Origin of the sequence: Bradyrhizobium sp. (assembly GCF_004799405.1) — a bacterium.
In the GTDB taxonomy this organism is placed as follows: domain Bacteria; phylum Pseudomonadota; class Alphaproteobacteria; order Rhizobiales; family Xanthobacteraceae; genus Bradyrhizobium.
This window is the reverse complement of sequence record NZ_SSMW01000002.1, coordinates 204598-231201: the sequence shown is the minus strand read 5'-3', so window position 1 is coordinate 231201 and position 26604 is coordinate 204598. Positions and strand designations below refer to the sequence as shown.

Sequence of the window (26604 nt, the reverse complement as noted above, 5' to 3'; positions counted from 1 at the left end):
GTCGATCAGTTCCAAGGGCGAGATCAGGGGCGTATCCATCACGATGGTGAAGGCCTAGAAGCTGGCCAGCACCGCTTATTCCGCCGGCTTGGTGCGGCCCAGGGTTCCGCGAATCCGCTCCGACAGGTTAATCAGGAACATCGCCGTCGGCCGCAGAATGAATAGATCCGCCACCAGCGCTGCAATCATCGCAAACGCGCTGAGCCAGCCGAACAGGCGCAGCGACGGCAAATCGGAAAACACCGTCACCACCAGACCGCACGCCAGCACCACCGTGGTCAGGATCAGCGCGGGTCCGACCAGCACGGTTGCGCGCTCGACCGCCACGTCCGAACTGACGCCCGGCGTCCTCTCGAGTCTCAGCCGATTGAGGAAGTGAATCGTCGCGCTCAATCCCAAACCAAAGGATACCGTGAGGGCGACGACGCTTGCGAACTGCAGCCCCTGCCCCAGCAGCCACAGCACCGTGCCCGACAGCACCACCGGGAAAATGCCCGGCAGGATGCAGGAGAGCATTACGACGACCGAGCGGAACGCCAGCCCGATGAAGATCGCGACCAGCGCGAATTCAATCGTCAGCCCTCGATTGAGCTTTTCGATCATGTTGGCGCTGTTGCGCGCGGCGATGGCCGAAAGGCCGGTGACCGCGATCTCATACCCTGGATGCTCCTTGCGCACCGTGTCCAACGCGTGATCCAGCTTTTCGACGACGGGCAGGATTTGGCTTGAATCGAGATCCGGGACCCGGCCCGATACCACCACCGCCGTCTGGTCGGCGGAAATAAAACGCCGCACCAGATGTTCCGGTATCAGGTTGACGTATTCCTTCAGGGTCGCGACGTCGGAGCTTCCGGCCTTTTCCGCCAGCCAGCGGCGCAGCGTCTCCAGCGACCAGACGTTGCCCACGCCGGCCTGTTTCTCCACCAGCGAGTGAACATCGGCGATGGTCTGCAGCGTTTCAGGCGAATACAGCGAGGCGTCCTTGGGAAACTCGATCAGGACGTCGATTGGATTTGCGCCGGTCAGCTTGGCGTCGAGGCGTCCGCTCGCCGCCACTGCCTGCTGCTTGTCCGGCACCTGATCGGCGAGCCGGTAACGCGGCTCCAGATTGGCATAGACCGCTGCAAGACCGCCGACAAAAATCACCGCGATCAGGCTAAACAGGCCGGGGCGGCTGACCATGCGCACCGCGATCCAGTAACAAAAATTGCGTAACATCTGAACGCCGGCGTCGGCGCCCTGGAATTTCACGGCGAAGACCTTTTCGTTGCGTACCAGCAGCACCCCGAACACCGGCACCAGCGAGAGCACGGCGATCAGTGCGATGATGGTGGCGGCAAGTCCGGCCTCGCCAAACTTGCGGATCAGGTCGGAATCGGAAAATTGCAGGGCGATGAACGATATGCCGGCGGTGCCGTGAGTGAGCACGCAGGCCGGCCCGACCACGAGTACGGCGTTCTTGAACGCGGTGTATTTATCCTGGCCCGCGATCAGGCGGTCGCGCGCCGCGAAGGTGAGCTGCATCGAGTCCGAAAAACTGATCACCATGATCAGCGGCGTCATCACGTTCAGGAACATGTTGAGGTTGAAATTGGCCCAACCGAGGCCGCCGAGCGCCAGCACGATCGCGATAATCGGCGGGAAGGCGGCGACCACCATGAACGATATCTTGCGGAAGAAGATGATCGCGATGATGCAGCCGGCCAGGATGCCGAGGATATTGTAGGTCAGGCCGTCGCGCTTGACCGCGTTGCGGATTTCGAGCTGCATCACCGGAACGCCGGATAATTCCGCTTTAAGTCCGCTGCCCGAAAGATCATCGGCCATCAGTTTGCGAATGTCGCCGACGGTCTTGCTGAGGCTGTTGCTGGCGACAACCTCGGGTTCGAGCGACAGCACGATCAGCGCCAGCGTGCCGTCTTCGGACAACAGCTTGCCGCGGATGATCTCGTTGGTTTTGACGGTCTCGATGAACTTGTCGTAATCGGCGCCTTGCGGCAGTTCGGAGGGAAACAGCGCCGCCGGCAGCTTGCCCGGTGCCGGCGCCTGGCGCGCCGAGAACAGCGAAATCAGGCCGCGGGTGCCATCGACGAGTTGCAGGTCGGTGACGAGATCGCGCAGTTTCTCCAGATTGTCGCGCTCGAGCAGCGTCTTGCCTTCGACCACGACCAGCACGTCGAACTCGGTCGCCGGAAAGCGCTTGGTTTCCGCTTCGTACTGCTTGTAGTCCTTGGAATTGGAGCGGAACAACTGACTGAGCGAATCGTCGATCTTGATGCGCTCGATACCGAACAAAGCTGCAATGACCAGCCCGAGGAGGACGATGCAGGACAGCACCGGTTTCTGAACCGCGATGAGCCCGATCCGCTCCAGTCCGAAGGCGATGCTGGCTGTCGTTCGCTCCGGCTCGGTTTTCTCGACATGGACTTCACGGTCGCGATTCTTTTCGAGCATGCTTTGTCCAGTTCTCACATCGGCTCAATTTGTATAGCTTAAGTTCGCGGGCGCAAATGAAGCTGGACGGGCCACGTCCGATCAGCGCTAACCCTTGAAAACATGTGGTAAATTTGCCGCCAGAGGTGTAGCAGGTCTAACCGGCGCTTCGCAAGCAGGGCTCTCCTGTGCAAAATCGACGCGCGGGCGGCGATCTCGCCCCCGTTAAGTGGCGGGTTTGCCGGAATGGCTTGAACTCACCGTAATGCGCTGCGGCGTTCGGCCGCCGCTTTCGTCCTTTAATGCGACGCCGGTGATTTCCCGGGCAAGGCCTTCACGCACCAGCCACGCAATCCGCAACCCGGCTTCGTCGTAGCCGAGCCCCGCGCCATGGATGTTGGAAACGCAGTTGCGCTCTGCATCGGTGAGGCCGACTCTGGGCGCAAAGGTCAGGTAAGCCCCGAGACTGTCGGGAGCCGACAGCCCCGGCCGCTCGCCGATCAGCATGACGATCATGCGCGCGCCCAGGATGGCGCCGATCTCATCGCCCAACGCAACCCGCGCGCCGGAGGCGACCACGGCATGGCCGATCTCGATCCCGTCATCAGCCAACCGCGGAATGAGGCTCCGGACCAGTCCGACGGCATGCGCATTGACCGCCGATGGCGACAGGCCGTCACCGACCACGATCGCAAGCCGGCATGAACCGCAACGGCGGCTGGTCAGCAGGTGCCGCGACGCCTCGTCGAGCATCCGCCCCAGATCAGGCCGCCTGAGGTAGTCCTTGCGGTTGCGCGCGCGGCTTGCGACTGCGAATGCCTCAAGACCGAGATCGCCAAGACCGGCAGTAATGGCTTGAACATCGAATGCCGCATGAACCGCGTCGCGGGCCCGCGCATGGTCCAGCGTGAATTCGAGCAGCGCTTCGGTCGGCATGCTGGCCCCGGCCCGGCCGAGCCCGACGCGCGCCGGCGTCAGTTCCCGCAAATCCCGCAGCGAACGCGATGGCACCGATGGCGGCTTCATCGTTGGCTACTCGGCAGGGACCGACGCCTCGCCCAGCCGCAACGAATAATTCGACGCGATCTCCTGGCCTCGGGCAGCGCCGCGCGCGAACGTGATCAGATGATGGGCGATCAAGGTCACACTGATCAGACTCTCGATGTCGCCGTGTCGCAGCCGTGACAGGGCAAACTTCCAGAACACCTTGCGGTAGTCGCCGAGCACGCCGACCTTCCAGAAGATCTTGCCGAGCATGATCAGCCCGCGTTTGATATTGGCCCAAGTCTTCTGTTGCGGCGTCGAGGGCAACGGGATCCGGTTCGCATAGGTGTAATCGACCTGATACTGATAACGCGCGTAGAGCTTCTCCGGCTGATAGGCGATCCCCATGCATTTGCGCCACGAACTGACGACGTGGTCATAGGGCAATTTAAAATCGACGTTGGAATCGCGGCGGTCGTCGTTGATGAGCCGGTTTTCGCGCTCGAGGCGATCCCACAACGGCGTTTTGGGCAAAGCCTGCAGCAGGTTCATCGTCAGCAGCGGGATCCTGGATTCATCGACAAAGGCCAGCAACGCTTCGCCGGTTTCGGGCTTGTCGGTATCCAGGCCCATGATGATGCCGGAGACGACCTCCATGCCGTATCGATTGATGGTCTCGATCCCCTCCAGAATCGGGACCATCATGTTGTGGTCCTTGTGCATGGCCTTGAGCGCGTCCGGATCCGGGGTCTCGATGCCGCAGAAGATCGTGATGAAATAGGCATCACGCATCTTCTCGAGGATCTCCGGCCGCTTGGCGATGTTCAGCGTCGCTTCGCAGGCCAGCCGCATCACGTAGCCGGTTTTCTTCTGCCACTCAACCAGGTGCGGCAGTAAATCGAGCGCGGCCTTGCGGTTGCCGATGAAATTGTCATCGACGAAATACACCGAGCCGGTGACGCCGCATTCCAGCAGTTTGTCGAGTTCGGCGGTGATCTGCTGCGGCGTCTTGAGCCGCGGATTGCGGCCGTACAGTCCCGGGATATCGCAGAATTCGCACTGATAGGGACAGCCGCTGGAATACTGGATGCTGCCGAGGAAGTATTTTTTGACTTCGGCGAGTTCATAGGCCGGAATCGGAAACTTCGTCATATCGAGGCGATCGGCGGTCTTGAGCACCACCTGCTGCTCCGGACGCGAGGGATCGCGCGCGATCCGCGCGATCAGCTCATTGGTCGCGTCGCCCATTTCGCCGACATGGAGGTAGTCGAACGAGGGATAATAATCCGGGCAGGCGCTGACCGAGGGTCCCCCGAGCGCCACCGCCAGATCGAACGCGTGCGCCCGGCGGCAAATGTCGTTCATCTGCTGGCGCTGGATGTGCATGCCGCTGACGAAGACCGCTTCCGCCCACTCGAAGTCTTCGGCTGAGGCGGGACGGATGTTTTCGTCGATGAAACGGACCGGCCAGTTCGCCGGCAGATAGGCCGCGATCAAGAGCAGGCCCTGCGGCGGCATGAAGGCCTGGACGCCGTCGGTCAGGGGGTAGGCGTACTCGAAAGTGCCGAATGAAGACGTATAGCGCGGAAACACGCACAGAACGCGCCGAACCGTCTCAATACTTTCAACTCGCATCAAATTTCCTCTGCCGGCCCAGTGATCTAAGCACGCGCGTCAAAGTTGGGCTATAAATTCCTCAACATTGTGGCGGTGGTTCCAACCTGTCAACGGCGGGATGGTTGCGCTTATGGATCGGAAATAAGCGTTCACCCCCTCTTTCCCCTGTGGTGGCCGGCCTGCCCCTCACGCGAGCAGTCGCGAGGCAAAATCCGGGAGCAAGCCGGTACCGCCGGCCAGGCGAAAGTCGGCGCCGGCAAGCCCGCTACGAAACAGCCAGTCATCGTACTCCGGGGCCCGTTTCAGGCCAAAGAGGTCGCGAACATAGAGGGCGTCGTGGAACGAGGTGGACTGGTAATTCAGCATCACGTCGTCGGCCCCGGGTACCCCCATGATGAAGGTGACGCCGGCCGCGGCGAGCAGCGTCAACAGATTGTCCATGTCGTCCTGGTCGGCTTCGGCGTGGTTGGTGTAGCAAACGTCGACGCCGAGCGGCAGGCCGAGCAGCTTGCCGCAGAAATGGTCCTCGAGCCCGGCACGGATGATCTCCTTGCCGTCATAGAGGTATTCCGGGCCGATGAAGCCGACCACGCTGTTGACCAGCAGCGGATCGAAGGCGCGGGCCACCGCATAGGCGCGCGCTTCGCAGGTCTGCTGGTCGACGCCGTGATGGGCGTTGGCCGACAAAGCAGAGCCCTGCCCGGTCTCGAAATACATCACGTTGTCGCCGACCGTGCCGCGCCGCAACGATAGCCCCGCCTGATGGGCTTCCCGCAGCAGCGCAAGATCGATACCGAAACTCCGGTTGGCGGCTTGGGTACCCGCGATCGACTGGAACACTAGGTCGACCGGCATTCCCTGGCCGATCAATCCGAGCGTCGTCGTCACATGGGTCAGCACGCAAGCCTGCGTTGGAATTTGCAACGTTGCGATGATGTCGTCGAGCAGCCGAACCAATCCTCCGATGACTTCAGGATCGTCGCTGGCCGGATTGATGCCGATACAGGCATCCCCCGATCCGAGCAGGATGCCGTCGAGAACCGACGCGCTGATGCCCCTGGCGTCGTCGAAGGGATGATTGGGCTGCAGCCGCGTGCTCATCCGCCCGCGCAGGCCGATGGTATTGCGAAACCGGGTCGTGACCTCGCATTTCTTCGCCACCAGAATGAGATCCTGGTTGCGCATCAGCTTTGACACCGCGGCGGCCATTTCCGGCGTGATGCCGCCCGCGAGATTGCCGAGGATCTCGGTCGTGGCTGCGTCCGACAACAGCCAATCGCGGAAGCCGCCGACAGTAAGCGAGGACACGATCCCGAATGCCGCCGCATCGTGGCCGTCGATGATCAGGCGCGTGACCTCGTCCTCCTCGTAGGGGACGACCGCCTCAAGCAGAAATTGCTTGAGCGGGACATCCGCCAGCGCCATCCGTGCGGCGATCATCACCTCGGCGCTGTCGGCCGCGATCCCGGCCAGCCGGTCGCCGGAGCGGAGCGGCGTCGCCTTGGCCATGAGGTCGCGCAGATCATCGAAGGCGTAAATCGTGGCGCCGATGGCGTGGCGATAGATCATGGCCTTGCTTCCCGAACGAGGTTAAAGGTCAATGATCTATACATGAACATTTTGCATATGAGATAATCTCTCAACGTCGTCCCTGCGTTCGCAGGGACGACATAGGTGCGTGTTCGCGCCTGACGATTTTCAAATAGCCTCTCAACGTCGTTGCAAGCGTAAGCGAAGCAATCCATGTCGCAGCAAAAGAAGTTTGGATTGCTTCGTCGCTTGCCCTCCTCGCAATGACGAAAAGACACAGTTTCGCGATCTCGCGGCGCGATGCGACCGAGGTTTGCCAGAAAATTTCCTTCGCCTCGAAAGAGAGGGCGCAGGGAATGCCGGGCGCCCAATGCGCCCGCAGCCTGGCAGGGCAGAAAAACAAGCCATGCCAGCAAAGTCACCACGGTCACACCGGACATCACCCGGCATTCCCCGCACAATGGTTTTACGGCTTATTTCGCGCTCTCCCCGGTGACCGGGCTTTGTTGCCACCGTCATCGGCGGATAACTCCGACGACTTGACACCAGCGTCGGGGTGTCAGGACCACACGACTTCGCCGTCCGCGCCGGCGCCACTCGTCTTTGGCACCTCACGCGTCCACCGCATCCCGCCGCGCGTTGATGACGTTGCGCAACGCCCCTCTGTGGGCGGGACGCTGAAGGTATAGATTTGATTTGGGTCGGCTGTCAAGTTTAATTCTGAAATACAGAAATAAAATCGCAACCGTCACGATCGGTCCGCCGGGCGCTTGGCAACATAACCGGTCCGCACGCCCGGCTCAAAACCGCAGCTCTCGTAGAAACGATGGACCCGGCCGTCCTTCCGACCGCTTTGAAGCAGCACGTGATGGCAGTCCCTCGCCCAGGCTTCGGCGAGAGCAGCGCAAACCACAGCGCGGCCGTGGCCCTGACCGCGATATTCGGGGCGGGTCACCACGTTTTCGAGGAAAGCGTGGCCGCGGCCGCCGCGAAGAAGGTTTGGCGCGGTGATCAGCATGCAGGTCGCCGCGATCCCGGCGCCTGCATCCGAAACGAATACCGCCACGTCCTGCCGCGCCAGCATTTCCGCCCAGATACGCTGGGCACGTTCCGGTGGCTGCGCTATCGAACTCACTTCCGAAACCCGAAACAGATCGAGCAGCCGCTCCAGATCCGATATTTGGGCTGGTCTTGCCGACATCGATGCCCCGGAAGATCGATCCACCCCGGACAATTGCCGATCCGGGAGGCGTGATTCTATTGAACTCACCGAACTTAAGCGCTGTCAATCCAGAGCCAGCGGCTGACGGTGACCGCGACTGCCATTCCAACCAGCTGCGCCGCGATGAATGCAGCCACACCCGAAGGTGCGATCCCGGCGAAAGTGTCGGACAGCGAGCGTGCAATCGTCACGGCTGGATTGGCAAAGGATGTTGAAGCCGTGAACCAATAAGCCGACGTGATATAGAGGCCGACCGCGTAGGGAATGGCGGCGGGAGTTCGCGCCGCGCAGCCGAAGATCGTAAGCAGCAATCCAAACGTGGCGACTGCTTCAGCGAACCATTGCCCGGCGCCGGCGCGTGAATTGATCGAAAACTGCCATACCGGCAATTCAAACATCAGATGCGCCGCCCACACGCCTGCGATGGCCCCGATGATTTGCGCGCCGATATAGCCGGCGGCAATCGACCAGGGCAGTTCGCGCCGCAACGCGAGGGCGACGCTCACGGCCGGATTGAAATGCGCGCCGGAGAGCGGTCCGAAGATCAGGATCAGCACGGTCAAAATTGCGCCGGTCGGTATCGTGTTGCACAGAAGCGCAAGCGCGGCGTTCCCGCCCGCGAGCTTCTGGGCCATGATGCCGGAGCCGACGACAGCCGCCAACAGGAACGCGGTGCCGAGCCATTCCGCGAAGATGCGCCGCGCGAGGGACGGCATCAGCCCGCCGACGACCGTTTGTCGGCGACACGCTCGCCGTCTTCCTTGACGAACTCACCGCGCTGGGTCGGGAGCAATTCGATCACGGCTTCCGAAGGCCGGCATAAGCGAACCCCCTTCGGGGTAACCACTATCGGCCGGTTGATGAGGATCGGATGGGCCATCATGGCATCCAACAGCTGATCATCGGTCAAGCCCGCTTGGCCCAAGCCAAGATCATTGAACGGCGTGCCCTTCTCGCGCAGCAGCGATCTTGCGGTGATGCCCATGCGCTCGATCAGTTGTTTGAGCAGCGCGCGGGTCGGAGGGGTCTTCAAATATTCGATCACGTGCGGCTCGATGCCGGCATTGCGGATCATGCCGAGCGTGTTGCGCGAAGTCCCGCAATCCGGATTGTGGTAGATGATGACATCCATGACTAACAGCACGCCGAAGTCTTCGCCGCCGGCTGGGGAGCACAGCACGCGCCGTTCTGTTTCTCGTGCGCGATGCGCGCCTGGTTCTCGCCCGAGCCATCACCGTAGACGGTGCTTTCGCCGGTCGTGTGGAACGTTTCCCAGGCGATCCCGGCCGGATCATCGATCCATGACTTCTCCGATTTGGCGTAGCAGCATGTGGTCGCTCCCTGCTCGATGATATTGCCGCCAGCCTCCCGTAAGCGCGCATAGACCTCATGCAATTCATCGGTGTCCTCAACCTGAATGCCGAGATGATCGAGTCCGGGCTCGCGACCGCGCGTGGAAATCGCGAAGTTCACCCGCGGATCATCAAGCATCCATTTGGCGTAGTCGGTTTTGACCACGGCAGGTTTTGCCGCGAACAGCGCGGAGTAAAAGCCAATCGACTGTGGAATGTCGTTGACGGCGACATGAACATGCAGGCGCTTCATGGTCTTTCCTTTCAGGCTGGAATCTTCGTGCGCTTGCGCGCCGGCTTGCATTCGACGGCGGGCGCGCATGGCGCGCCGCCGCAGCAATTGTCGGTGAGATAGCCGAGCAGGGAATTCATCGTTTCGAACTGCGCGGCATAGATCATCGAGCGGCCATCGCGACGCACGGTCACGAGGCCGGCGGTCCGCAGCCGATCAAAATGGAAGGTCAGCGTATTCGGCGCGAGATCGAGCGCGGTGGCAACGGCACCAGCAGGCATGCCTTGCGGCCCGGCCTCGACAAGCAGGCGGAAAACATCCAGGCGGTTGTCCTGGGCGAGTGCGGCCAGGGCCGCGACGGCATCTGTTTTTTTCATATTTCAATGAATATCGAAATGACCGGGTGGCGTCAATTTTCATTTCAGCGTTTGTTGAAGTATTTTAAAGCCCCGCCGATGGACCCTTTTCGGACCTCGCGGTCACCTGTAGCTTGCCCAGTCAAAAGCGAGGATGCATGCGGGTTTCCATCATCACCGGCGGCGGGTCCGGGATCGGCGCCGCGGTCGCGCGCCGGCTGGCAAAACGCGATGAGAGCCTGATGTTGCATGGACAAGGCGCCGACGCGGCAGGGCTCGAGCGGTTGAAGGCCGTCGCCGCCGACTGCCAGCGTGCCGGCGCCGACGTTGCGTGGCACACCGGCGACCTGGCGCAGGCCGGGACGGCATTCGAGCTCGTTGGCGCGACGCGCAAAGCGTTCGGAAGCATCGATGCGATCGTCCATGCCGCGGGGTATGCCGACCGGCGCAGCTTCACGCAGTTGCCGCGTGCGAGCCTCGAACGGTCGTTCGCGGTGATGGCCACGGCGTTTCATGAGCTCGCGGCCGCCGCGCTGCCGGACCTGACGCGCGGACCGCAAGGGCGCGTCGTCGCCATCAGCAGTTTCGCCGCCACCGGTTCACGCCTGAGGCGACCTATCCGGGATCGGCGGCGGCCAAGGCCGCGCTCGAGGTGCTGGTCCGCTGTCTGGCGATCGAGCTTGCAAGCGCGGGCGCCACGGCCAATGTCGTGATGCCCGGCTACACGCGCAAGGATGCCGGCCTGTTGGGCGCGCTGGACCCAAAGACCTGGCAAGTGGTCGCCAAGGCCAACCCGATGGCACGCTTGGCCGAACCCGACGAGGTGGCCGCATTGGTCAGCTTCCTGTTGTCGCCGGAGGCCGGGCATGTGACAGGAGCCGTGTTGCCGGTCGATGGCGGGCTGACGCTGATATAGAATTCTCGGGGGGGAGATACGGCCGATGCCGGACAAGGTCACGGACAAGCAAGCGGATGTCGTCGTGCTCGGCGCGGGCATCGTCGGCGTGTCAGCGGCCTATGCCGCGCGGCGACGCGGGCTGTCGGTCGTCCTGATCGACCGGCGCGAACCGGGCAGCGAAACCTCCTATGGCAATGCCGGCATTCTCTCAAGCGGTTCGATCATGCCGCTCAACCAGCCACGACTCTGGCGCGCGTTGCCGGCCTATCTCGGCAACCGGCACCCGGCGCTGCGCTGGGATCCCGGCTGGGTTATCGCGAATATCGACTGGGTCGCTCGCTTCCTGGCCAATGCGGCGCCGTCTCGTATCAAGCCGCGGGCGACCGCCCTGCACGGGCTGATCGGCGCGTCGCTGAAACTGCATCGCGAATGGATCGTCACGGCCGGCGCGGCACAGCGCATCCGCGAGACCGGCTGGCTGAAAGCGTGGCGCAGCGAGGCCACGGAAGCGGCCAAGCAGGAGCAGGCCTTGCTGGCTGACTATGGCATCGAAAGCCGGCTTCTCGACCGCCAGGCCATCTCTGCGCTCGAGCCGAACATTTTGCCGGTCTACAAGGTTGGTCTCTTGCACACGCAGACGGCCTCGGTCGACTCGCCCGGCGCCGTGGTCAAGGCCTATGCCCGGATGTTCGCGAGCGCCGGTGGCGAGATCCGTCAGTCGGAGATCAGGGTTATCGCGCCGGACGGCGAAGGCTGGCGCGTGACGCTCGTGGAGGGCGCGATTTCGGCGCGCCATGTCGTGGTGGCGCTGGGACCGTGGTCGGCGGACCTGTTGCGGCCGCTGGGCTATCGTGTTCCCCTGGCTTTCGAACGCGGCTACCATCGGGAGTTCAAGCCGAACCCGGCACGTTCGTTGCAGCGTCCGATCCATGACGCCGAAGGCAGCTTCCTGATGACGCCGATGGAACAGGGGATCCGCGTCACCAGCGGCGTCGAGCTGACCGCCCGCGACGCGCCCTCCTCGTTCGCCCAGCTCGATCAGGTGGTCCCGCTGGCGCGCGGCGTGGTCGAATTCGGCGACGCCGTCGGCGAGCCATGGCGCGGAGCGCGCCCCACCCTACCCGACAGCCTGCCGATGATCGGACCGGCGCCGCGGCATGCAAATCTTTGGCTCGCGTTCGGCAACCAGCACATCGGCTTCACGACCGGGCCTGGGACGGGAGCTGCGATCGCCGCCATGATCGACGGCGCGCCGCCACCCTTCGAAGTCGGCGCCTTTTCGCCGGGCCGCTACCTCTGATGCCCGGCGAACGACACACGCGAGGCGCGCGGTCGCGGGAGCAGACATGAACTACGTTTGGGATTTCGCGATCCTCGGCAAATACAGCCACCTGTTCTGGCTCGGACTCGGCTGGACCATCGCCTACACCATCGGCACCATCCTGCTGGGAACAGCGATCGGTCTGATCGTCGGCATCCTTCGCCTGCGCCGCTTGCCGGTGATCGATTGGCTGCTGGTCGCCTACATCGAACTGTTCCGCTGCACGCCGCTGCTGGTCCAGATCATCTGGTTCTACTACGCTTTTCCGGTCGTCATCGGCGTGAATATCCCGGCGAATGTCGCCGCCGTCACCGTGCTGTCGCTCTATGGCGGCGCGTTTTACGCCGAGATCGTCCGCGGCAGCATCGAGAGCATTCACCGCGGACAATGGGACGCGGCGCAGGCTTTGGGATTGCGGCCATGGCGCGTGCTGCGGCTGGTGATCCTGCCGCAGGCGCTCAAGCCGATGATGGCGCCCTACGTCAACCAGTCGGTGACGCAATTGAAGAACACGTCGCTGGTATCGATCATCGCGGTTCCGGATCTCGTCTACAACGCGACGCTGATCAACGCCGAGACCTATCGGCCGCTGGAGGTCTACACCATCGTGGCCCTGATCTATTTTGCGATCCTGTTTCCGGCCACGCTGGTTGGACGCAGGCTCGAGAGCGGCCTGACCTACGACAAGGCGTGACTCTTGGCACTTTTGAGACATGCCAACGCGCTGAGAATGTCTGCTTTTCCGGTGTATTTCGAAAGTCCCGGCAGGATCGACAGGGCCGGTTTGACTCATTGCGGAACCACGCTCCGAAACGGCGCCTGGAATCATCGGATGCTGACAAAAGCGCCCCATGCGGCCGCAAGATCGGCACCGACAAGAACATAAAGCGGGTTGTCGCAAAACGTGCCACCGTACCGGCACATCTCAACACCCATGCTGCCCAACTCATGATGACCGGCGGCGTAAAATAGCCCGGACAGAACAACCAAAATGCCTGCCACGAAGAACATCTTGAGTTTCCGATCCAAAGCAACAGATGTGATAATGTACCACATTCGGAAATCGCACGGTAAGATTGCGAAAGCGTTCTGTGAAGACTTGGCTGAATACGCTCACTCGATGCGGTTTAGAAATTCTCTTCGAGAACCGCGTCAGATGTTGAGTTCGACCGGCACGTCTTCCGGCTTCACGCCGCTCAGCGCCAGGCCCTTGGTGAACCATTCGCGCATCTGGCCGATGCCACGGTTGTAGTCGACCCACACCGAGAGGAAATCGCGCCAACGCTTGTCGGGCTCGCGCCGCACCGCCATGCTGCTCGGGATGGCGACGCTGGGGGTTTGCAGGATCTTGTAAGTACCGAGGTTGGGGTTCTTGGCAATCGCGGTCAGGCCAAGCACCAGCGCATTGACCACGCAATCGACCCGGCCCGACGACATCTCGAGCATGACCTCATCGCGCGACTTCAGCGACTTGATGATCGCATTGGGCGCGAAACGGCGCGCGACGGCCTCGTTGGCCGAGCCCACGTCGACCGCGATGTTGACCTCGGGCTTGTTGATGTCGGCCCAGGTCTTGGCGTCGAGCCCCTTCCTGAGCATCGCGCCAAATGGATGAAGAAATACGGCGCCGCAAAAATCCACCACAAGCGCGCGCTGCGGTGTCGGATTGAGGGCGAAGCCGAGATCGATCTTGTTCGATTGCAGGTCGAGGATCGAATTTCCGTAAGTCGACTCGGTGTATTCAAGCTTGACGTCGAGAATCTTCGCGATGTCGTTGGCCATCTCGATCGAGAAACCGGACCAGTTGCCGGTGGCAAGGTCCTTGTTGAAGTAAGGAAGCTCGCCGGGCAGCACGGCAATGCGCAGCACCTTGTTGGCGCGGATGCGATCGAGCGTGTTGTCGGCCGCCGCCTGGGCCGATGCCGGGCCCGCCAAAGCGGATGCCAGCGCCGCGCCGCCGCCGACTGCGAGCGCGTAGCGTAGCGCTTCGCGGCGATCTTCCGAAACCTTGCCGTCATCCGATGGGGTCACGCATGCCTCCTGCATCAACTCGGCGGAGCCTAGCGCGGGCCCCGCGACGCGACAAGCGGCACCTGCCGGCACTAGCCCTTGTTCGGCGACCAGCGATAGGCCCTGGCGCAGGCGCCGCCCATCAGCATGGCCCGCTCGGTATCGCTCAGGCGGGTCGTCTCGAGGAAGGGCTTGACCGCCTGCTCGTAGTTGACGACGGCGAACGCGCGGGTCCAGTCGGTGCCCCACAGGCAGCGATCGAAACCCCAGGCATCGAAAATACGGGCCAGCGGATCCCAGATGTCCGGGAAAGGATACAGCTGCCGCGACAGCGTGCAGGCGCCGCTGACCTTGATCACCGCGTTCGGGCGCTTGGCAAGTTCGAGCACCTTTGGCAGATCGGCCCACGGCTGCGGCGGCGCCGGCGGCACGCGCGGCTGCAGGATGCCGAGATGGTCGATGATGAACCTGTTGTCGGGATGACGATCGATCAGCGCGGTGCCCGCCTCGAGGTTGCCCCAGCACAGCATGTTGACCGGGAAATCGTGGCGAACGGCCGCGCGCAGGATGCGGTCGATGCCGGGGTGATCGGGCGCGCACCCGTTCTCCTTGGTCAGCATGATGCGGACCCCGACCGCGCCCGGCGTCTTCTTCCAGTCGGCGACGACGTCGGCCACATCGGGATTGTCAGGGTCGACCGGCTTGACGATGGCCATCCGGCCGGGATGGGCCCGCTGCACGTCCACGGCGTAGCTGGCGTCATAGCGGTACATCGAAAACGAGGAGATGAAGATCGCGCCATCGACGCCGACCTTGTCCATCGCCGCCACCATCTCGTCGCCGGTGACGTGATCGGGCCAGTTCGGCACGGTGTGCCAGGGCCGTTTCGGCGTGTTGGCCTCGTAGGCATGGACCTGGGAATCGATAATGTTCATCGGGGCTGCTCCTCACTCATGATCAAACGCATCAGCCACCCCGATGCCACGACCGCGACCGACTGCGCAAGGCGGCCCCGAGGCGGGCCGGTCAGAATGGCATGCGGTGGCGAATCTCGTTGCCCAGGAAATTGCCCAGCCGCTTGCCGCGGTTGCGCAGGGTTCGCAGCAGCCCCTGATCCACGAAGTAAGTCAGCAGAATCGAATCGCGGGATTTCACGCGGTCATGAACGGGATCGGCCGAATGCCAGGTGTCGTCGCCGACCGCGAACGCATAGCCGGAGTTGGGCGCAAAGCGCATTTTCGCTCTCTTCGGCATCGAGCGGTCAGGCAGCCGTTCGTGGAAGATGGTGCCGATGTCCGTGTTGGCGTCGTCCTTCGGCAGATAGATCTGGACGGTGATGCCTTTCCACTGCGTATCGGTGTGCGGCCGGATCAGATAGCCGGGAATATCGCGCGTCAGGACCGGTATCGGATACATGCCGACCTTGGCGAAATCGGCGCCGAACCGCTTCGACAGCCCCGGCGCAAGCTTGCGGATGAACGCCTGCTTGACCGGCTCCGAACAAAGCGCCCTGCCGACCACGTCCCACAGCGCGCGTTTCTCCACCGGCAGATTTCGGATGTATTCCGGGAACAGGTCGATCTTCACCCGGGTATGGACGCCGTTGGCAAGATCGAGTTCCTTGCTGCGGCCATGCATCGGGCGATAGTCGGACGACTCCGGCATGAGCGCCAGGATTTTGGCGTACACGTCCTCCGGGAAAAGACGGTCGAATTCCAGATGAAAGAACGGCTTTTCCACCGCACGCGCGGCATCGATCGACCGCACCACGAATTCGGCCAAAGTCTCGACCGCCCGGCTGCGGTCGCCACTGTCAAGGAAGGTTGTCTGGTCCATCTCGTCAGCTCGATCCAGGAAGCGGAAATTCAGGCGAAACCTTCGCTGATTTAATCCCAAATCCAGCCAGCGTCTACGGCCCCAAGGCCTGGCGATGCCGCTCTATTGCTTTCCAACGGCTCATACGACCGCGCCATCCAGGACTACGATCAGGCGATCGGGCTCGATTCGAACAATGCCGGCGCGGTCAATCGCCCTCATTGTTCGATCGATCGATGGAACGGGTTCCACCGGATTTGCGGTGACTTCCAATTGCAAGCTTTTTTGCCGTTGTTCCTTCATGACTGCCTCATCAATTCGCGTTGACAGCGGCCTGACGGTTTTTTAGCTATGACTGCGAAAAGGGCGTTGGGGGCGGTAGTGAATCAAATTTCCCGGTTTGGTGGGCTATGTCGCTGCGGTTTGGCTGGTATCGCTAATCATCAACCTGATGGCCTATATCGTTTGCACATCGGCCGTCATTTATGCGTGTCGGCTGTTCTGGAAAAAGGGCCCGGCGGAAAATAAAATTCAGGGAAGGCAAGCCTCGCCGGCCGATGTTCGCCGTGAGATAACAAGCTCGCTCCGCACCGTGTTGATCTTTTCGATCACCTACACCGGCACCTATTTCGGCGTGAAGGCCGGTATCTTCACCGTATATTCGGGCATCGATCCTCTCGGCTGGGGCTACATGCTGTTCAGCATTGCCGCGATCATCGTGGCGCACGACGCCTATTTTTACTGGACGCATCGGCTGCTCCACCTTCGCCGGTTCGCCCGGTTTCATCGGACCCACCACCGGTCCATCACTCCCACCCCGTATTGCGGTTATGCCTTTGACATTTCGGAAGCGGCCATGCACGGCGTTTTTCTTCCGATCTGGCTGCTGATAGCCCCGATGCAGTTGCCGGCTCTCTGTATCGCCCTGGGTATCATGCTGATCCGCAATATCCTTGGCCATTCCGGCGTCGAGTTGTTCGGGCGCGGCCCCGAACGCAGCAAATGGTTCGGCTGGCTGGTTACCAATACCGACCACGATCTGCATCATACGACCTACCGTCACAATTTCGGATTTTACTTTACCTGGTGGGATCGTCTGATGGGGACCGAACATCCGGGCGCCCGCGAACTGCGGAAAACGTGGTGGTCGGGGAAACCAGCCGCGCTGGCTGCACGCACGGCCGGAGCCGGAAGCAAGCGGCAAATCGCCATTGAAACGGCGCCGCCCTAAACCGCAAAGGCCTTCGCGATCGCAAGCTATCCCACCTTGCGCGCTACACCGCATCCGGCGTGTGGCGCCAGGCCTCGGGATAAAGCGCATAGGCGTCCCCTCGCTGCGCCAATGCCGGAAAAATGCAGGTGCATCCCGGGGGCAAAAAGGGTAGATGCCCGCTTGCGACAGGCCGGCGATTGATTTATCCGAACAGGGCACCGATGCAACGGACTCTGATATCTTGCCGTACCAATTTGCTGTTGGATCGGGGCGCTAAAAGGACCTGGCTGTGCAACGTATCTTGCTTGTTACGGGAACGTGCGATGCGTTTCGCCCTGTCTCCGATATGACAATTCCGAGTCTCAAGGCCCTTGCAGACCAGTTTGGCTATCGGTTCGTGGTCGAATGGGAGATGAGCGCTGATAGTCTCCACCCGGCGTGGGCGAAATTGCCTCTCATTGTGGAGTCGCTCGACGGAGAAACCGATTTTGTTCTATGGGTGGATGCCGATATTATCGCAGTTCGTCACGACCGCGATATTCGAAGCGAAATCTCACCGTCTCATGATCTGCAGATCGTGCGGCATGATCACTTCGGACCTTACACTGAGCCCCACTACAACACAGGCGTGATGCTGATCCGAAATTGCGATTGGTCAAAGGACTTTTTCACCCGAGCATGGGAGTTGCGCCACGCGCGCGATTGGGCTGTCGTCGAGGAGTCGGCCATACATCATCTTCTTGGATTCCATGGCTGGGTTGACGGAAAACCGGATCAAGCGACCGCGGATACAAAGCACTTCACCTCATTGCCCTTGGAGTGGAATTCTGTTCCGGGGGGAAAATTGTCGCGCCCGATCCGATTCTCCATCACTACGCCGGTTATTCGATGGACGAGCGGCTTCGATTCATGACGAGAGACCTATCGACGCTCGGTCTCAGGCTCGGACTGACCGATCTGAGGAAGGCCGTTGCGAAAGATGTAAATGATTGGATTGCCGACATTGAGGATGCCAAACGCAGGATTGCCTGAGTTTGAACAGGATCTCGCTTGGAACTGTCAAGTCAAGTACCGCAATGAGTGCGAAAGAACCGCGTGTGAAAGAAAAAGAGTTCGAGATTTTGGATAACGTCAGCGATTATTTCGACTATTCTGCGGATGCGAGCCAAGATATTCGCTCTCTTTCGACGATGCGGACCCCAAAACCCGGCGTCAAGCTGGTGGCAACATATCTTCCGCAATTCTATCCTATCGAAGAAAACGACAAGTGGTGGGGGAACGGCTTCACCGAGTGGAGAAATGTCACCAGGGCTGTCGGTCACTATCAGCCGCGGCTGCCCACCGAGCTTGGTTTCTATGACCTTCGCCTGGGGAAAGTTCAGGAGCAGCAGGCCGCCCTGGCGAAGCAGGCCGGAATTTCCGCCTTTTGCTTCTATTTTTACTGGTTCAACGGCAAGACACTGCTGGAAACTCCGATCAAGAATTTTGCCGAGAACAAGAACATCGATTTCGAATTTTGCCTGTGTTGAGCCAATGACGACTGGAGCCGGGCATGGAGCGGCGACAGCGAAATCCTGATGCAGCACTCCTACGATGCACGCGACGATATCGCATTCATCTCGCATCTTTCGCCGTATCTGAAGAACGAAAAGTATCTGCGCGTCGACGGCAAGCCCCTCATCATGGTGTGGAGGCCGACCTTGCTGCCTGATGCTCGCGCGACCGTGCAACGGTGGCGCGATTGGTGTCTGGAAAACGGAATTGGCCCGATCCATGTTTGCTGCTCGCAGGCTTACGAGCGGCTGGATCCCGCAGAACATGGAATGGACAGCGCTTACCAAAATCCGCCGAGCGACACCCGTTGGATCGAACCTAATATCGATCGATTTGCGGGGCCGGTTGACTGGCTCAACACGAAATTCTCAGGTCGATTGTTCGACTATCGCTCGCTGGTGCGTCGCGCGCGCGGATTCGTTCCACCGGATTATATCCTGTTTCGCGGGGTTTGCCCGTCCTGGGACAATGAAGCGCGGCGTCCGGGAAGGGGAATGGTGTTAGTGGGCGCCAATCCGCAGAGGTACCTCGAGTATCTGGAAACGGTGCTGGACCAGACGCTCCGCGATGTACCCGATCCTGAAAGGCGAATGGTATTCATCAATGCGTGGAACGAATGGGGCGAGGGAGCGCACCTCGAACCCGATCGCCGCTTTGGTTTTGGCGATCTTGAGGCGACCAAGATGGCGACTTTGCGCTCGGCACTGCGGCATTGCAAAATCGATGAGCCCGAGCGGCTCGCGGTCGTAATCCACGCCTATCACATCGATCTTCTCGAGGAGTGCCTTGGATGGCTCAACGATCTCACCATACCGCATGATGTCTTCGTCACGACGGCGCACGACAGGCGGCCCATGGTGGAAGCGTTTATCGCGCGTCAGGGGTTTCCGGCGACGGTGATTTCGGCCGAAAATCGCGGCCGTGACGTCGCGCCATTCCTGCAAGTCTTGCAGTCCCTCGACTTTCGACAGTATGGGAAGATCCTCAAGCTGCACTTGAAAGGCTCAACTGAAGGCGGTCACGGATCATTGTGGCGAAGGGGCTTGTTCGATGCTCTCGCGCACGAAGCGTCCCTGAAGCAAGCTCTTGGGCTTTTCGAGAGCCATGCCGAGGTCGGCATATTGGGTCCGAGTGCATTTCTCCTCTCGATGAGGCCATTCCTCGGCCGTAACGAACAGGCAGTCCGGCGGCTGGCGGAGCGGATGGGCGTCTTCGACGCCGATCCTGACAAGGACACGTTCTTCGCGGGAACGATGTTTCTTGCGCGAACCAAGGCGCTGCTTCCATTGGGAGCCTTGGGCTTGCTTCCGGATGATTTCGAGCCGGAGCAAGGTCAGTCAAACGGGACGTTGGCTCACGCGATCGAGCGCGCAATTACCTATAGCACGAAGGCCGCAGGCCTCGAGGTCGCCGCCTTCGACGTGACGGACCGCGGCTTGATTTTTGAAGGTCGGCCGGATTTTCCATATGTCACGACGAGTGTTCGTGGTGCCTTCGCTTGACGGAAGTCTCAAAACTTCTGCTACCTGCCTGGCTTTCTTTTTTGGGGTGCCAACTTCGGTTTTGGGTCAAGAGAAAACTTCGGATCGAGCACTGTTAGCAGGCGGCAAATCACCATTGAAACGGCGCTGCCCTAACAGCAACCCTTCGCGGTCGGAAGCTATCCCGCACTACACCGCATCCAGCGTGGGACGCCAGGCCTCGGGATAAAGCGCATAGGCGTCCCCTCGCCGCGCCAGCCGCGCGAATGCCGGAAAATGCAGGTGCATCCCGGCGACCAGGATGCCATCGGCGGCGACGCGGTCGAACATGCGCTTGCGCGAAGCCGCCGCAGCGGCCAGATCGGTATCGAAGGCCATGCCGGCTTCGGGAAGCGCGGTCTGGACTTCCGGCACGTGAACGGTGTCGCCCCAGATCATCAACTGGTCGTTGCCGGATGCGATGAGAAACGCGGTGTGGCCCGGCGTATGGCCGAGGCTCGGCACCGCGGTCACGCCCGGAAACACCTCGCCCTGCCGGAATAATCGGGTCCGCTTCCGGTAAGGCGCGACCTGTTCGCGGCCCGCCAGAAAATACAGTTTTCGCGACCGCTCATCGACCCTGGCCATGGCGCCGTCGTCGAACCAGTGCGCCGGTTCGTTCTCGTGCATCGCCAGCTCCGCATTCGGAAACAACAACTGGCCGTTCGACATGTCGGTCAATCCCGCGGAATGATCCGGATGCATATGCGTGAGCAGCACGGTATCGATCGACTTCGGATCGATACCGGCCGCCGCTAGATTGCGCTGCACGAAGCCGGCGCTGGGCTGCAGGTAATTGCCCGAGCCGGTGTCGACGATCGCGATGCGGCCCTTGGCGTGGATCAGGAAAGTGTTGACGCTGGTTCGCCGCGCCGGCCGGAATGCGTCGCGCAGGATCCGGTGGGCCTTTTCGAGATCGACGTTGCGCATCACCTCGAGGTCGCCGTCGAGATAACCGTCGCTGATGGCGGTGACGACGATGTCGCCGATCTTGCGATGATAGACGCCGGGAATTTGCTGAACGGGTTGCGAAGTCATGTGAAGACCTTGATGCAATGAAGTGGATGGCTGGGCTCAGGCGCCGGCCGCGTTGAGGAATTCGTCGATGCAGGCAAAGATGAGATCGGGCGTCTGCACCGACATATAGTGCCCGGTCGGAACTTCGATATAGCATGAGCGCGGAATCGCGTCGGCCACGGTTTTGGCCAGCGCCGGCGGGCGCACGCGGTCGAGCGTGCCGCCGATCACGAGTACCGGGCAGCGCAGCCCGCCCAGTTCCCCCTGCATGTCCGTGCCGGCCAGCATGCGCCAGACCGTGGCGTAGCTCGAGGGATCGTTGCCGAGCCAACGCGCCCGGTATCGCTCGAAGCGCTTGATGTCGCCGCGAAGCTCCGGGGCATAGCCGTTTTTCATCGACTCCTCGACGGCGAACTCCATGCCGATAGCCTCGATGCCGACGAGACGCTCAAGTGCGGTGGCGCGGCGATCCGGTGCGACGCCGGTGGCGGGGCTGCCAACCGCGACCGCACTGGTGCGCTCGGGGTATCGGGCGGCGAAATGCAGCGCGATCGCCCCGCCGACGGCGATCCCGGCCAGCGCTACCTTGCCCTCGATCCCGGCATGATCGAGCAAGCCTGCGATATCGCCGGCCATGGCGCCGATGTGGAGATCGCCGCGCACCTTCTGCGACAACCCCGCCCCGCGGGTGTCATAGCGCAGCACCCGGCGGGATTCGGCAAACCGTGGCGCGACCTCGTCCCAGCTTTCAAGCGATCCGCCCATTTCGTGAACCAGCACCAGGGTGCGGTCACCCTTCCCGCTCAGCTCAAAGCGCAGCCCGACGCCGTCCAACTCTACGAATTCCATGCTGCGTTTCCGGCTGTCCTGTCTGGGATTTGCTGTTCATACCCGGTTGGCGGCCGATCTTCAAATCATCACGCCCTAATCCAGGACATCACGCCCCGCGGCATAGCCCGACGACCACGCCCATTGAAAATTGAAGCCGCCGAGGTGGCCGGTGACATCGACGACTTCGCCGATGAAATAAAGCCCCGGCACCGATTTCGACTCGAAGGTTTTCGAGGACAGTTCCGAGGTATCGACGCCGCCAAGCGTCACTTCAGCGGTGCGGTAGCCTTCGGTACCACTGGGCCTGACGCGCCACGCCTTCACGGCCGCGGCGACGTCAGCCAAAAATCTATCGGAGAAGTCGGCGACGCGCTCGGGTCCCCGGACTTCGTCTGCAACGGTCCGAGCCAGCCGCTTGGGGAGAAAGCCGGTCAGCACCGTCGCCAGCTCCTGGCGGGGATGCTCGCGCCGCGCTTGCTTTAGTTCGGCGAGAACATCGGTATCGGGCGCCAGGTCGATGACGATGTCCCGGCCGTCGCGCCAATAGGACGATATCTGCAGGATCGCCGGACCGCTCAGCCCGCGATGGGTAAAGAGCAATGCCTCATCGAAACTTGTCTTGCCGCAGCTGACGACGGCATCGACCGAAACGCCGGACAAATCCTTGAACCGCGCCAGCAGCGCGCTATCGAACGTCAGCGGCACCAGTGCTGCGCGCGGCGGCACGATCTTGAGGCCGAATTGCTCGGCGATCCTGTAGCCGAAGCCGCTCGATCCCATTTTCGGAATCGATGGTCCACCGGTTGCGACCACCACGGCCTTGCCGCCAAACTCGCCCTGATCGGTCGCGACCGTAAAACCGCCGCTGGTTTTCAAGACCGCGGAAATGCGCACGCCGGTCCGCAGCCGGGCAGGCCGGCATTCCTGCACCAGCATGTCGATGATCTGCCGCGACGAGCCGTCGCAGAACAATTGTCCGCGCGTCTTCTCGTGATAGGCAATCCCATAGCGATCGACCATCGCGATGAAATCGTGCTGGGTGTAACCGCTCAGCGCCGAGCGGCAGAACCGCGGGTTATCGGACAGGAAATTCGCCGGGCTGGTATGCAGATTGGTGAAATTGCAGCGACCGCCGCCGGAAATGCGAATCTTCTCGCCCGGATGTGGTGCCTGTTCGAGCAGCAGCACGCGTTTTCCGCGTTGGGCGGCGATGCCGGCGCACATCAGGCCGGCAGCGCCCGCCCCCAATATGATGACGTCATGGCTGTCGGGCGGCGGATGGCGGGCTGGCGTCATTCCACCAGCAGCACATCCACTGCGACGCTGAGCTTTTGCTTGCGCGAGCCGACGATGACGCCATCGACCGGCGAGACGTCGGAAAAATCCCGCCCTACGGCCAGGACGATGTGATCGCTCCCGACCACGATGTCGTTGGTCGGATCGAAACCGATCCACCCCAATCTCTCGCCGCACCACAGCGACACCCAGGCATGCGTCGCGTCGGCTCCCTGCAGGCGCGGCTTGCCCGGCGGCGGAATGGTGCGCAGGTAGCCGCTGACATAGGCCGCCGGCAGCCCGAGGCCGCGCAGGCCTGCGATCATCACATGGGCGAAATCCTGGCAAACGCCATGGCGCTTTTCGAACACTTCATTGAGCGGCGTGGAGATCACGGTCGCTTTCGCGTCGTACTTGAAGCCGGTGCGGATCCGGTGCATCAGGTCGGCCGCACCGGCAACGATGCCGCCGCCCGGCGGAAAACTCTGCGAGGCATAGCAGGTGACCGGCTGCTGAACCGGGACCAGCGGACTGGCAAAGACGTAACCGATCGGCGATGAAGGGCCGAGACTGGAAGCCTCGAATGCGAGGTCGCGGACACTCTCCCACGCCGGACTTGGCGCCGCGCGGTCCGGCGCGGTGCGGGAAACCGAAACGCGGGAACGGGAATCGATGCGAAGGGTGCGGTGCGGGGTTTCGATCAGCACGCTCTCGGTGTGGGTCCCGAAAAAGTCGTGGCGTATGGTGCGTTCCGTCGGGCGAGGCTTGATCTCGACGGTATGCGAAACCAGTTGCTGCCCATCGCCGCTGCGCGGCTCCAGCCGCAGCGAGCACCGGGCGAAGCTGACCGGACTCTCGTAGCTATAGGTGGTGACGTGACGGATGTCGTAGATCACGCCAGACCCGTCAGCTTCTCGGGCCGGCTCGCCGAGGCGCCGTGCGGGAAATAATGCGATCCGATGGCGTCGGCAAGACTGAGCAAATCCTGTTCCAGCGCGAACAGCGACTTGGTATCGAGCGAAGCTGCCTCCGCCGTCGTCAGCATCGCCTGCAAGCCGACCGCGAGGCGCTGTGGCCGCTCGATCAAACCGTTCTCCTTCAGGACCGGCAGGCTTGCGATGTGATCGTTGAGCGCCGAGACCTGAAAAGCAACCGATCGCGGATTGTAGGGATCCAGAACGACGAGGTCGCGCACCGGCGCCAGCAGCGGCCCGATCAGGTAGCGCGAGCGATAGGTGATCTGGCAATCCACCAGCGTCAGCAGGATGTCGAGGTCTTCGCCGCCGGCTTCATCATAGGCGAACTGGCGCGCGAACCGCGCAGTGTTGATGGCGCGTTCCGCGCGGCGTCCCATGTCGAGGAAGCGCCAGCCGGCGGCGCGATTCATGTTTTCCTGCGCCAGACCGGCAAAACTCGCGAGCTCCTGCAGCGTCAGTTCGGCGGCGCTGAGGACGCCCTCGTCGTCATCGACTTCCTGTGCCAGACGCTCCGTCATCTCGGTAATGACCTGCCAGGCGTCGGGCGACAGGCGCTCGCGCAGCGATGTCGCGGTTCGCTGCGCCGAGCGCAGCAGCGACAGTGCCGAACCGAACTTTTCCTCGCTTTGCAGGGCTTCCGCCGCGATCTTCGCCGGCTGCGCCCGCGTCGCCTGCGAAGTGGCGCCCCACGTCACCAACATCCGCTGCACGCGCTCGACCGACTGCTGCATGGCGGCAGCGCCCTTGCCGGGATCGCGCAGCGGCACGCCAAGCGCCCGGATCAGCCGCAGCGTCGCCTCGGCGCGCTCGAGATAGCGCCCGAGCCAGAATAAATTGTCGGCGGCGCGGCTCGGCACCCAGCCGGCGATGCGCCTGATCCGAACCGTATCAACCGCAGGCAGCAAGGTGGCGGTGGAGACCGCCTTGTCGGACACCACCCAGACGTCGGCGGCGCGCGCGCCATCGCCCATCGAGACCGCGCGGGCGTCGAGCTGATCGGCGATCCGGCAGAAGCCGCCGGGCATGATGGTCCAGCCGGCGGGCGTGGCCGCGGCAAACACCCGCAGCACGAACGGACGCGGCGTGATGCGCCCATTGTCCCATACCGGCGTGGTCGAGAGCCTGACCAGTTCCTGGCCGACATAATCGACGCCGCGGTTTTCGATTGCGGTCTTGAGCCGTTCCCGTTCTTCGTCCGACAAGCTGCCGGCGAGCACGGGACCGTTGCCGGGGAAACCGGGAACGCCGCGGCCGTAGGCGCCCTCGATCGCGACCTCGTCAAGCCGCGACAACACTTCCCTGCGCGCGTCCTTTTGCCCGCACCACCAGGTCGCGATATTCGGCATCTTCAAGTCTTCGCCGAAGAAACGCCGGCACAGGCCGGGCAGGAAACCCAATAGCGCCCGCGATTCCATCACGCCGGAGCCCGGCATGTTGGCGACGACGATGCCGTTTTTCCTCAGGACATCGATCAGGCCGGGCACGCCGAGCTGGGAGGACGCGTCCAGCTCCAGCGGATCGAGCGAATTGGAATCGACCCTGCGCAGCAGCACGTCGAGCCGCTTCAGGCCCGCGACAGTGCGGATATGAATGCGGTCGCCGCTGACGGCAAGATCGTCACCTTCGACCAGCAGAAACCCGAGATAGCGCGCCAACGTCGCATGTTCGAAATAGGTTTCGCTGAAAGCGCCCGGCGTCAGCAACCCGATGCGCGGCTCGTCGCGGTCGGCGCTGCCGCGCAAGGCATCGCGGAACGCTTCGAAGAACGGCGCCACCCGCTCGACATTCATCGACTTGTAGAGCGAGGCAAAGGCGCGCGACAGCACCAGGCGATTTTCCAGCGCATAGCCCATGCCCGAAGGAGCCTGGGTCCGGTCGCCCAGCACCCACCAGCGTCCGTCGGGCCCGCGGCCGACATCGGCGCCATAGATATTGAGGTAGCGGCCGCCGGGAGGCTTGATGCCGCAGACCGAGCGCAGATATTCGGGACTGCCGGCGATCGCCGCCGCCGGCATCGCGCCCTCCGCAACCAGGCGTCCCTCGCCGTAGAGATCGGCCAGCACCAGTTCGAGCAATTGCGCGCGCTGCACGATGCCAGCGCACAATTGCTGCCATTCGGCTTCGCCGATCAGCAGCGGCAGATGGCTCAGCGACCACATCCGATCGGAGGTCTCGCCGGGCGCGCGGTAGGTCACGCCGGCTTCCCGCAACTGCCGGTCGGCCGAGCCGAAGCGCCGTTCGATTTCGTTCGGCGTCAGGGCCGCGAAGGCGTCGAAAAACCGGGTCCAGACCTCGCGCGGCGCGCCATCCTGGGCGATGTATTCATCGGGAATGCCAGGCAGGCGGATATAGTCGCGCGTCCACTGCGCCACGCGGCGCTGGCCCGGACGGGCCTTGCTTCCCTGACTTCCCTGGCCGGCCGCCATACCGACTCTCCCGCAAATCGC

The 26604-nt window shown here is 62.3% G+C and carries 26 protein-coding genes and 1 pseudogene; 8 read left to right on the top strand and 19 right to left on the bottom strand.

Features of this window, described 5'->3' with window-relative positions; genetic code table 11:
- Window positions 1–75 precede the first annotated feature (75 nt).
- The 9 genes from E7813_RS01295 to E7813_RS01255 form a co-directional block, all read right to left on the bottom strand.
- Window positions 76–2454: an MMPL family transporter gene (locus E7813_RS01295; RefSeq protein WP_291570057.1), complete on the bottom strand. Its 2379-nt coding sequence runs from the start codon at window positions 2452–2454 to the stop codon at window positions 76–78.
- 204 nt (window positions 2455–2658) lie between these two features.
- Entirely contained in the window at window positions 2659–3459 is an 801-nt protein-coding gene (gene eutC / locus E7813_RS01290; RefSeq protein ID WP_291570055.1) for an ethanolamine ammonia-lyase subunit EutC, read from the bottom strand.
- Window positions 3460–3465: 6 nt separating this feature from the next.
- The gene (locus tag E7813_RS01285; RefSeq protein WP_291570053.1) at window positions 3466–5052 is read right to left on the bottom strand and encodes a B12-binding domain-containing radical SAM protein; all 1587 of its coding nucleotides are present in this window, start codon (window positions 5050–5052) and stop codon (window positions 3466–3468) included.
- Window positions 5053–5220: 168 nt separating this feature from the next.
- Entirely contained in the window at window positions 5221–6603 is a 1383-nt protein-coding gene (locus E7813_RS01280) for an ethanolamine ammonia-lyase subunit EutB (protein ID WP_291570051.1), read from the bottom strand.
- 709 nt (window positions 6604–7312) lie between these two features.
- Window positions 7313–7765, bottom strand: a complete 453-nt coding sequence (locus tag E7813_RS01275) for a GNAT family N-acetyltransferase (RefSeq protein WP_291570050.1) — start codon at window positions 7763–7765, stop codon at window positions 7313–7315.
- Window positions 7766–7839: 74 nt separating this feature from the next.
- Window positions 7840–8502, bottom strand: coding sequence for an MIP/aquaporin family protein (locus tag E7813_RS01270; protein WP_291570048.1), 663 nt, complete (start codon window positions 8500–8502; stop codon window positions 7840–7842).
- On the bottom strand, window positions 8502–8918 hold the full coding sequence (arsC, locus tag E7813_RS01265; protein ID WP_291570079.1) for an arsenate reductase (glutaredoxin): 417 nt from the start codon (window positions 8916–8918) through the stop codon (window positions 8502–8504). The genes E7813_RS01270 and arsC overlap by 1 nt, the downstream gene beginning before the upstream one ends.
- Window positions 8919–8920: 2 nt before the next feature.
- Window positions 8921–9391 carry an ArsI/CadI family heavy metal resistance metalloenzyme gene (locus tag E7813_RS01260; protein ID WP_291570047.1) on the bottom strand — a complete coding sequence of 157 codons (471 nt, stop codon included), beginning with the start codon at window positions 9389–9391 and terminating at the stop codon, window positions 8921–8923.
- 11 nt (window positions 9392–9402) lie between these two features.
- Window positions 9403–9747: a helix-turn-helix domain-containing protein gene (locus tag E7813_RS01255; RefSeq protein WP_291570045.1), complete on the bottom strand. Its 345-nt coding sequence runs from the start codon at window positions 9745–9747 to the stop codon at window positions 9403–9405.
- Window positions 9748–9884: 137 nt separating this feature from the next.
- Here E7813_RS01255 and E7813_RS01250 point away from each other — a divergent pair, with 137 nt between their 5' ends.
- From E7813_RS01250 to E7813_RS01240, 4 genes are read left to right on the top strand one after another with little or no spacing between them, the layout of a single operon-like run.
- Window positions 9885–10439, top strand: coding sequence for an SDR family oxidoreductase (locus tag E7813_RS01250; protein WP_363331142.1), 555 nt, complete (start codon window positions 9885–9887; stop codon window positions 10437–10439).
- Window positions 10379–10642 (top strand): SDR family oxidoreductase, encoded by a 264-nt coding sequence (locus E7813_RS26090; RefSeq protein WP_363331141.1) that lies wholly within the window; start codon window positions 10379–10381, stop codon window positions 10640–10642. Before E7813_RS01250 ends, E7813_RS26090 begins: the two co-directional genes overlap by 61 nt.
- Window positions 10643–10667: 25 nt before the next feature.
- The gene (locus tag E7813_RS01245) at window positions 10668–11924 is read left to right on the top strand and encodes an FAD-dependent oxidoreductase (RefSeq protein ID WP_291570043.1); all 1257 of its coding nucleotides are present in this window, start codon (window positions 10668–10670) and stop codon (window positions 11922–11924) included.
- Between the two features lie 46 nt (window positions 11925–11970).
- Window positions 11971–12639: an amino acid ABC transporter permease gene (locus tag E7813_RS01240; RefSeq protein ID WP_291570042.1), complete on the top strand. Its 669-nt coding sequence runs from the start codon at window positions 11971–11973 to the stop codon at window positions 12637–12639.
- A 131-nt stretch (window positions 12640–12770) separates the two neighbouring features.
- Here the strand turns inward: E7813_RS01240 and E7813_RS01235 are convergent, their stop codons facing one another.
- The 5 genes from E7813_RS01235 to E7813_RS01215 form a co-directional block, all read right to left on the bottom strand.
- Window positions 12771–12956, bottom strand: coding sequence for a hypothetical protein (locus E7813_RS01235; protein WP_291570078.1), 186 nt, complete (start codon window positions 12954–12956; stop codon window positions 12771–12773).
- A 141-nt stretch (window positions 12957–13097) separates the two neighbouring features.
- Window positions 13098–13976, bottom strand: a complete 879-nt coding sequence (locus E7813_RS01230) for a transporter substrate-binding domain-containing protein (RefSeq protein ID WP_291570041.1) — start codon at window positions 13974–13976, stop codon at window positions 13098–13100.
- A 71-nt stretch (window positions 13977–14047) separates the two neighbouring features.
- Complete coding sequence (locus tag E7813_RS01225) at window positions 14048–14890, bottom strand: amidohydrolase family protein (protein WP_291570039.1); 843 nt, start codon at window positions 14888–14890, stop codon at window positions 14048–14050.
- Between the two features lie 91 nt (window positions 14891–14981).
- Window positions 14982–15791 (bottom strand): hypothetical protein, encoded by an 810-nt coding sequence (locus E7813_RS01220; protein WP_291570038.1) that lies wholly within the window; start codon window positions 15789–15791, stop codon window positions 14982–14984.
- A 120-nt stretch (window positions 15792–15911) separates the two neighbouring features.
- Window positions 15912–16073 (bottom strand): hypothetical protein, encoded by a 162-nt coding sequence (locus E7813_RS01215; RefSeq protein WP_291570036.1) that lies wholly within the window; start codon window positions 16071–16073, stop codon window positions 15912–15914.
- Window positions 16074–16221: 148 nt separating this feature from the next.
- On the opposite strand from E7813_RS01215, the gene E7813_RS01210 reads away from it, so the two are divergent.
- From E7813_RS01210 to E7813_RS01195, 4 genes and pseudogenes are all read left to right on the top strand, one after another.
- Window positions 16222–17001, top strand: coding sequence for a sterol desaturase family protein (locus E7813_RS01210; RefSeq protein WP_291570034.1), 780 nt, complete (start codon window positions 16222–16224; stop codon window positions 16999–17001).
- 271 nt (window positions 17002–17272) lie between these two features.
- Window positions 17273–17896 (top strand): hypothetical protein, encoded by a 624-nt coding sequence (locus E7813_RS01205; RefSeq protein WP_291570032.1) that lies wholly within the window; start codon window positions 17273–17275, stop codon window positions 17894–17896.
- Between the two features lie 163 nt (window positions 17897–18059).
- A pseudogene (locus tag E7813_RS01200) lies at window positions 18060–19202 on the top strand (glycoside hydrolase family 99-like domain-containing protein); the annotation flags it as partial.
- An 18-nt stretch (window positions 19203–19220) separates the two neighbouring features.
- A complete protein-coding gene (locus E7813_RS01195) occupies window positions 19221–20039 on the top strand; it encodes a rhamnan synthesis F family protein (RefSeq protein ID WP_291570076.1) in 819 nt (272 codons plus the stop codon).
- A gap of 168 nt (window positions 20040–20207) precedes the next feature.
- Here the strand turns inward: E7813_RS01195 and E7813_RS01190 are convergent, their stop codons facing one another.
- From E7813_RS01190 to E7813_RS01170, 5 genes are all read right to left on the bottom strand, one after another.
- Window positions 20208–21095, bottom strand: a complete 888-nt coding sequence (locus tag E7813_RS01190; protein WP_291570030.1) for an MBL fold metallo-hydrolase — start codon at window positions 21093–21095, stop codon at window positions 20208–20210.
- A 36-nt stretch (window positions 21096–21131) separates the two neighbouring features.
- Window positions 21132–21923, bottom strand: a complete 792-nt coding sequence (locus E7813_RS01185; protein WP_291570027.1) for an alpha/beta hydrolase — start codon at window positions 21921–21923, stop codon at window positions 21132–21134.
- A 75-nt stretch (window positions 21924–21998) separates the two neighbouring features.
- Complete coding sequence (locus tag E7813_RS01180; protein ID WP_291570026.1) at window positions 21999–23201, bottom strand: NAD(P)/FAD-dependent oxidoreductase; 1203 nt, start codon at window positions 23199–23201, stop codon at window positions 21999–22001.
- Window positions 23198–24076: a transglutaminase family protein gene (locus tag E7813_RS01175; protein ID WP_291570025.1), complete on the bottom strand. Its 879-nt coding sequence runs from the start codon at window positions 24074–24076 to the stop codon at window positions 23198–23200. Before E7813_RS01175 ends, E7813_RS01180 begins: the two co-directional genes overlap by 4 nt.
- Window positions 24073–26583 (bottom strand): circularly permuted type 2 ATP-grasp protein, encoded by a 2511-nt coding sequence (locus tag E7813_RS01170; protein WP_291570023.1) that lies wholly within the window; start codon window positions 26581–26583, stop codon window positions 24073–24075. The genes E7813_RS01175 and E7813_RS01170 overlap by 4 nt, the downstream gene beginning before the upstream one ends.
- Window positions 26584–26604: the final 21 nt, after the last annotated feature.

Coding starts and splice junctions, on each gene's coding strand:
- E7813_RS01295 (WP_291570057.1), bottom strand. CDS start 2,454: ATGCTCGAAAAGAATCGCGACCGTGAAGTCCATGTCGAGAAAACCGAG.
- eutC (WP_291570055.1), bottom strand. CDS start 3,459: ATGAAGCCGCCATCGGTGCCATCGCGTTCGCTGCGGGATTTGCGGGAA.
- E7813_RS01285 (WP_291570053.1), bottom strand. CDS start 5,052: ATGCGAGTTGAAAGTATTGAGACGGTTCGGCGCGTTCTGTGCGTGTTT.
- E7813_RS01280 (WP_291570051.1), bottom strand. CDS start 6,603: ATGATCTATCGCCACGCCATCGGCGCCACGATTTACGCCTTCGATGAT.
- E7813_RS01275 (WP_291570050.1), bottom strand. CDS start 7,765: ATGTCGGCAAGACCAGCCCAAATATCGGATCTGGAGCGGCTGCTCGAT.
- E7813_RS01270 (WP_291570048.1), bottom strand. CDS start 8,502: ATGCCGTCCCTCGCGCGGCGCATCTTCGCGGAATGGCTCGGCACCGCG.
- arsC (WP_291570079.1), bottom strand. CDS start 8,918: ATGGATGTCATCATCTACCACAATCCGGATTGCGGGACTTCGCGCAAC.
- E7813_RS01260 (WP_291570047.1), bottom strand. CDS start 9,391: ATGAAGCGCCTGCATGTTCATGTCGCCGTCAACGACATTCCACAGTCG.
- E7813_RS01255 (WP_291570045.1), bottom strand. CDS start 9,747: ATGAAAAAAACAGATGCCGTCGCGGCCCTGGCCGCACTCGCCCAGGAC.
- E7813_RS01250 (WP_363331142.1), top strand. CDS start 9,885: ATGCGGGTTTCCATCATCACCGGCGGCGGGTCCGGGATCGGCGCCGCG.
- E7813_RS01245 (WP_291570043.1), top strand. CDS start 10,668: ATGCCGGACAAGGTCACGGACAAGCAAGCGGATGTCGTCGTGCTCGGC.
- E7813_RS01240 (WP_291570042.1), top strand. CDS start 11,971: ATGAACTACGTTTGGGATTTCGCGATCCTCGGCAAATACAGCCACCTG.
- E7813_RS01235 (WP_291570078.1), bottom strand. CDS start 12,956: ATGTTCTTCGTGGCAGGCATTTTGGTTGTTCTGTCCGGGCTATTTTAC.
- E7813_RS01225 (WP_291570039.1), bottom strand. CDS start 14,890: ATGAACATTATCGATTCCCAGGTCCATGCCTACGAGGCCAACACGCCG.
- E7813_RS01220 (WP_291570038.1), bottom strand. CDS start 15,791: ATGGACCAGACAACCTTCCTTGACAGTGGCGACCGCAGCCGGGCGGTC.
- E7813_RS01215 (WP_291570036.1), bottom strand. CDS start 16,073: ATGAAGGAACAACGGCAAAAAAGCTTGCAATTGGAAGTCACCGCAAAT.
- E7813_RS01210 (WP_291570034.1), top strand. CDS start 16,222: ATGGCCTATATCGTTTGCACATCGGCCGTCATTTATGCGTGTCGGCTG.
- E7813_RS01195 (WP_291570076.1), top strand. CDS start 19,221: ATGGCGACTTTGCGCTCGGCACTGCGGCATTGCAAAATCGATGAGCCC.
- E7813_RS01190 (WP_291570030.1), bottom strand. CDS start 21,095: ATGACTTCGCAACCCGTTCAGCAAATTCCCGGCGTCTATCATCGCAAG.
- E7813_RS01185 (WP_291570027.1), bottom strand. CDS start 21,923: ATGGAATTCGTAGAGTTGGACGGCGTCGGGCTGCGCTTTGAGCTGAGC.
- E7813_RS01180 (WP_291570026.1), bottom strand. CDS start 23,201: ATGACGCCAGCCCGCCATCCGCCGCCCGACAGCCATGACGTCATCATA.
- E7813_RS01170 (WP_291570023.1), bottom strand. CDS start 26,583: ATGGCGGCCGGCCAGGGAAGTCAGGGAAGCAAGGCCCGTCCGGGCCAG.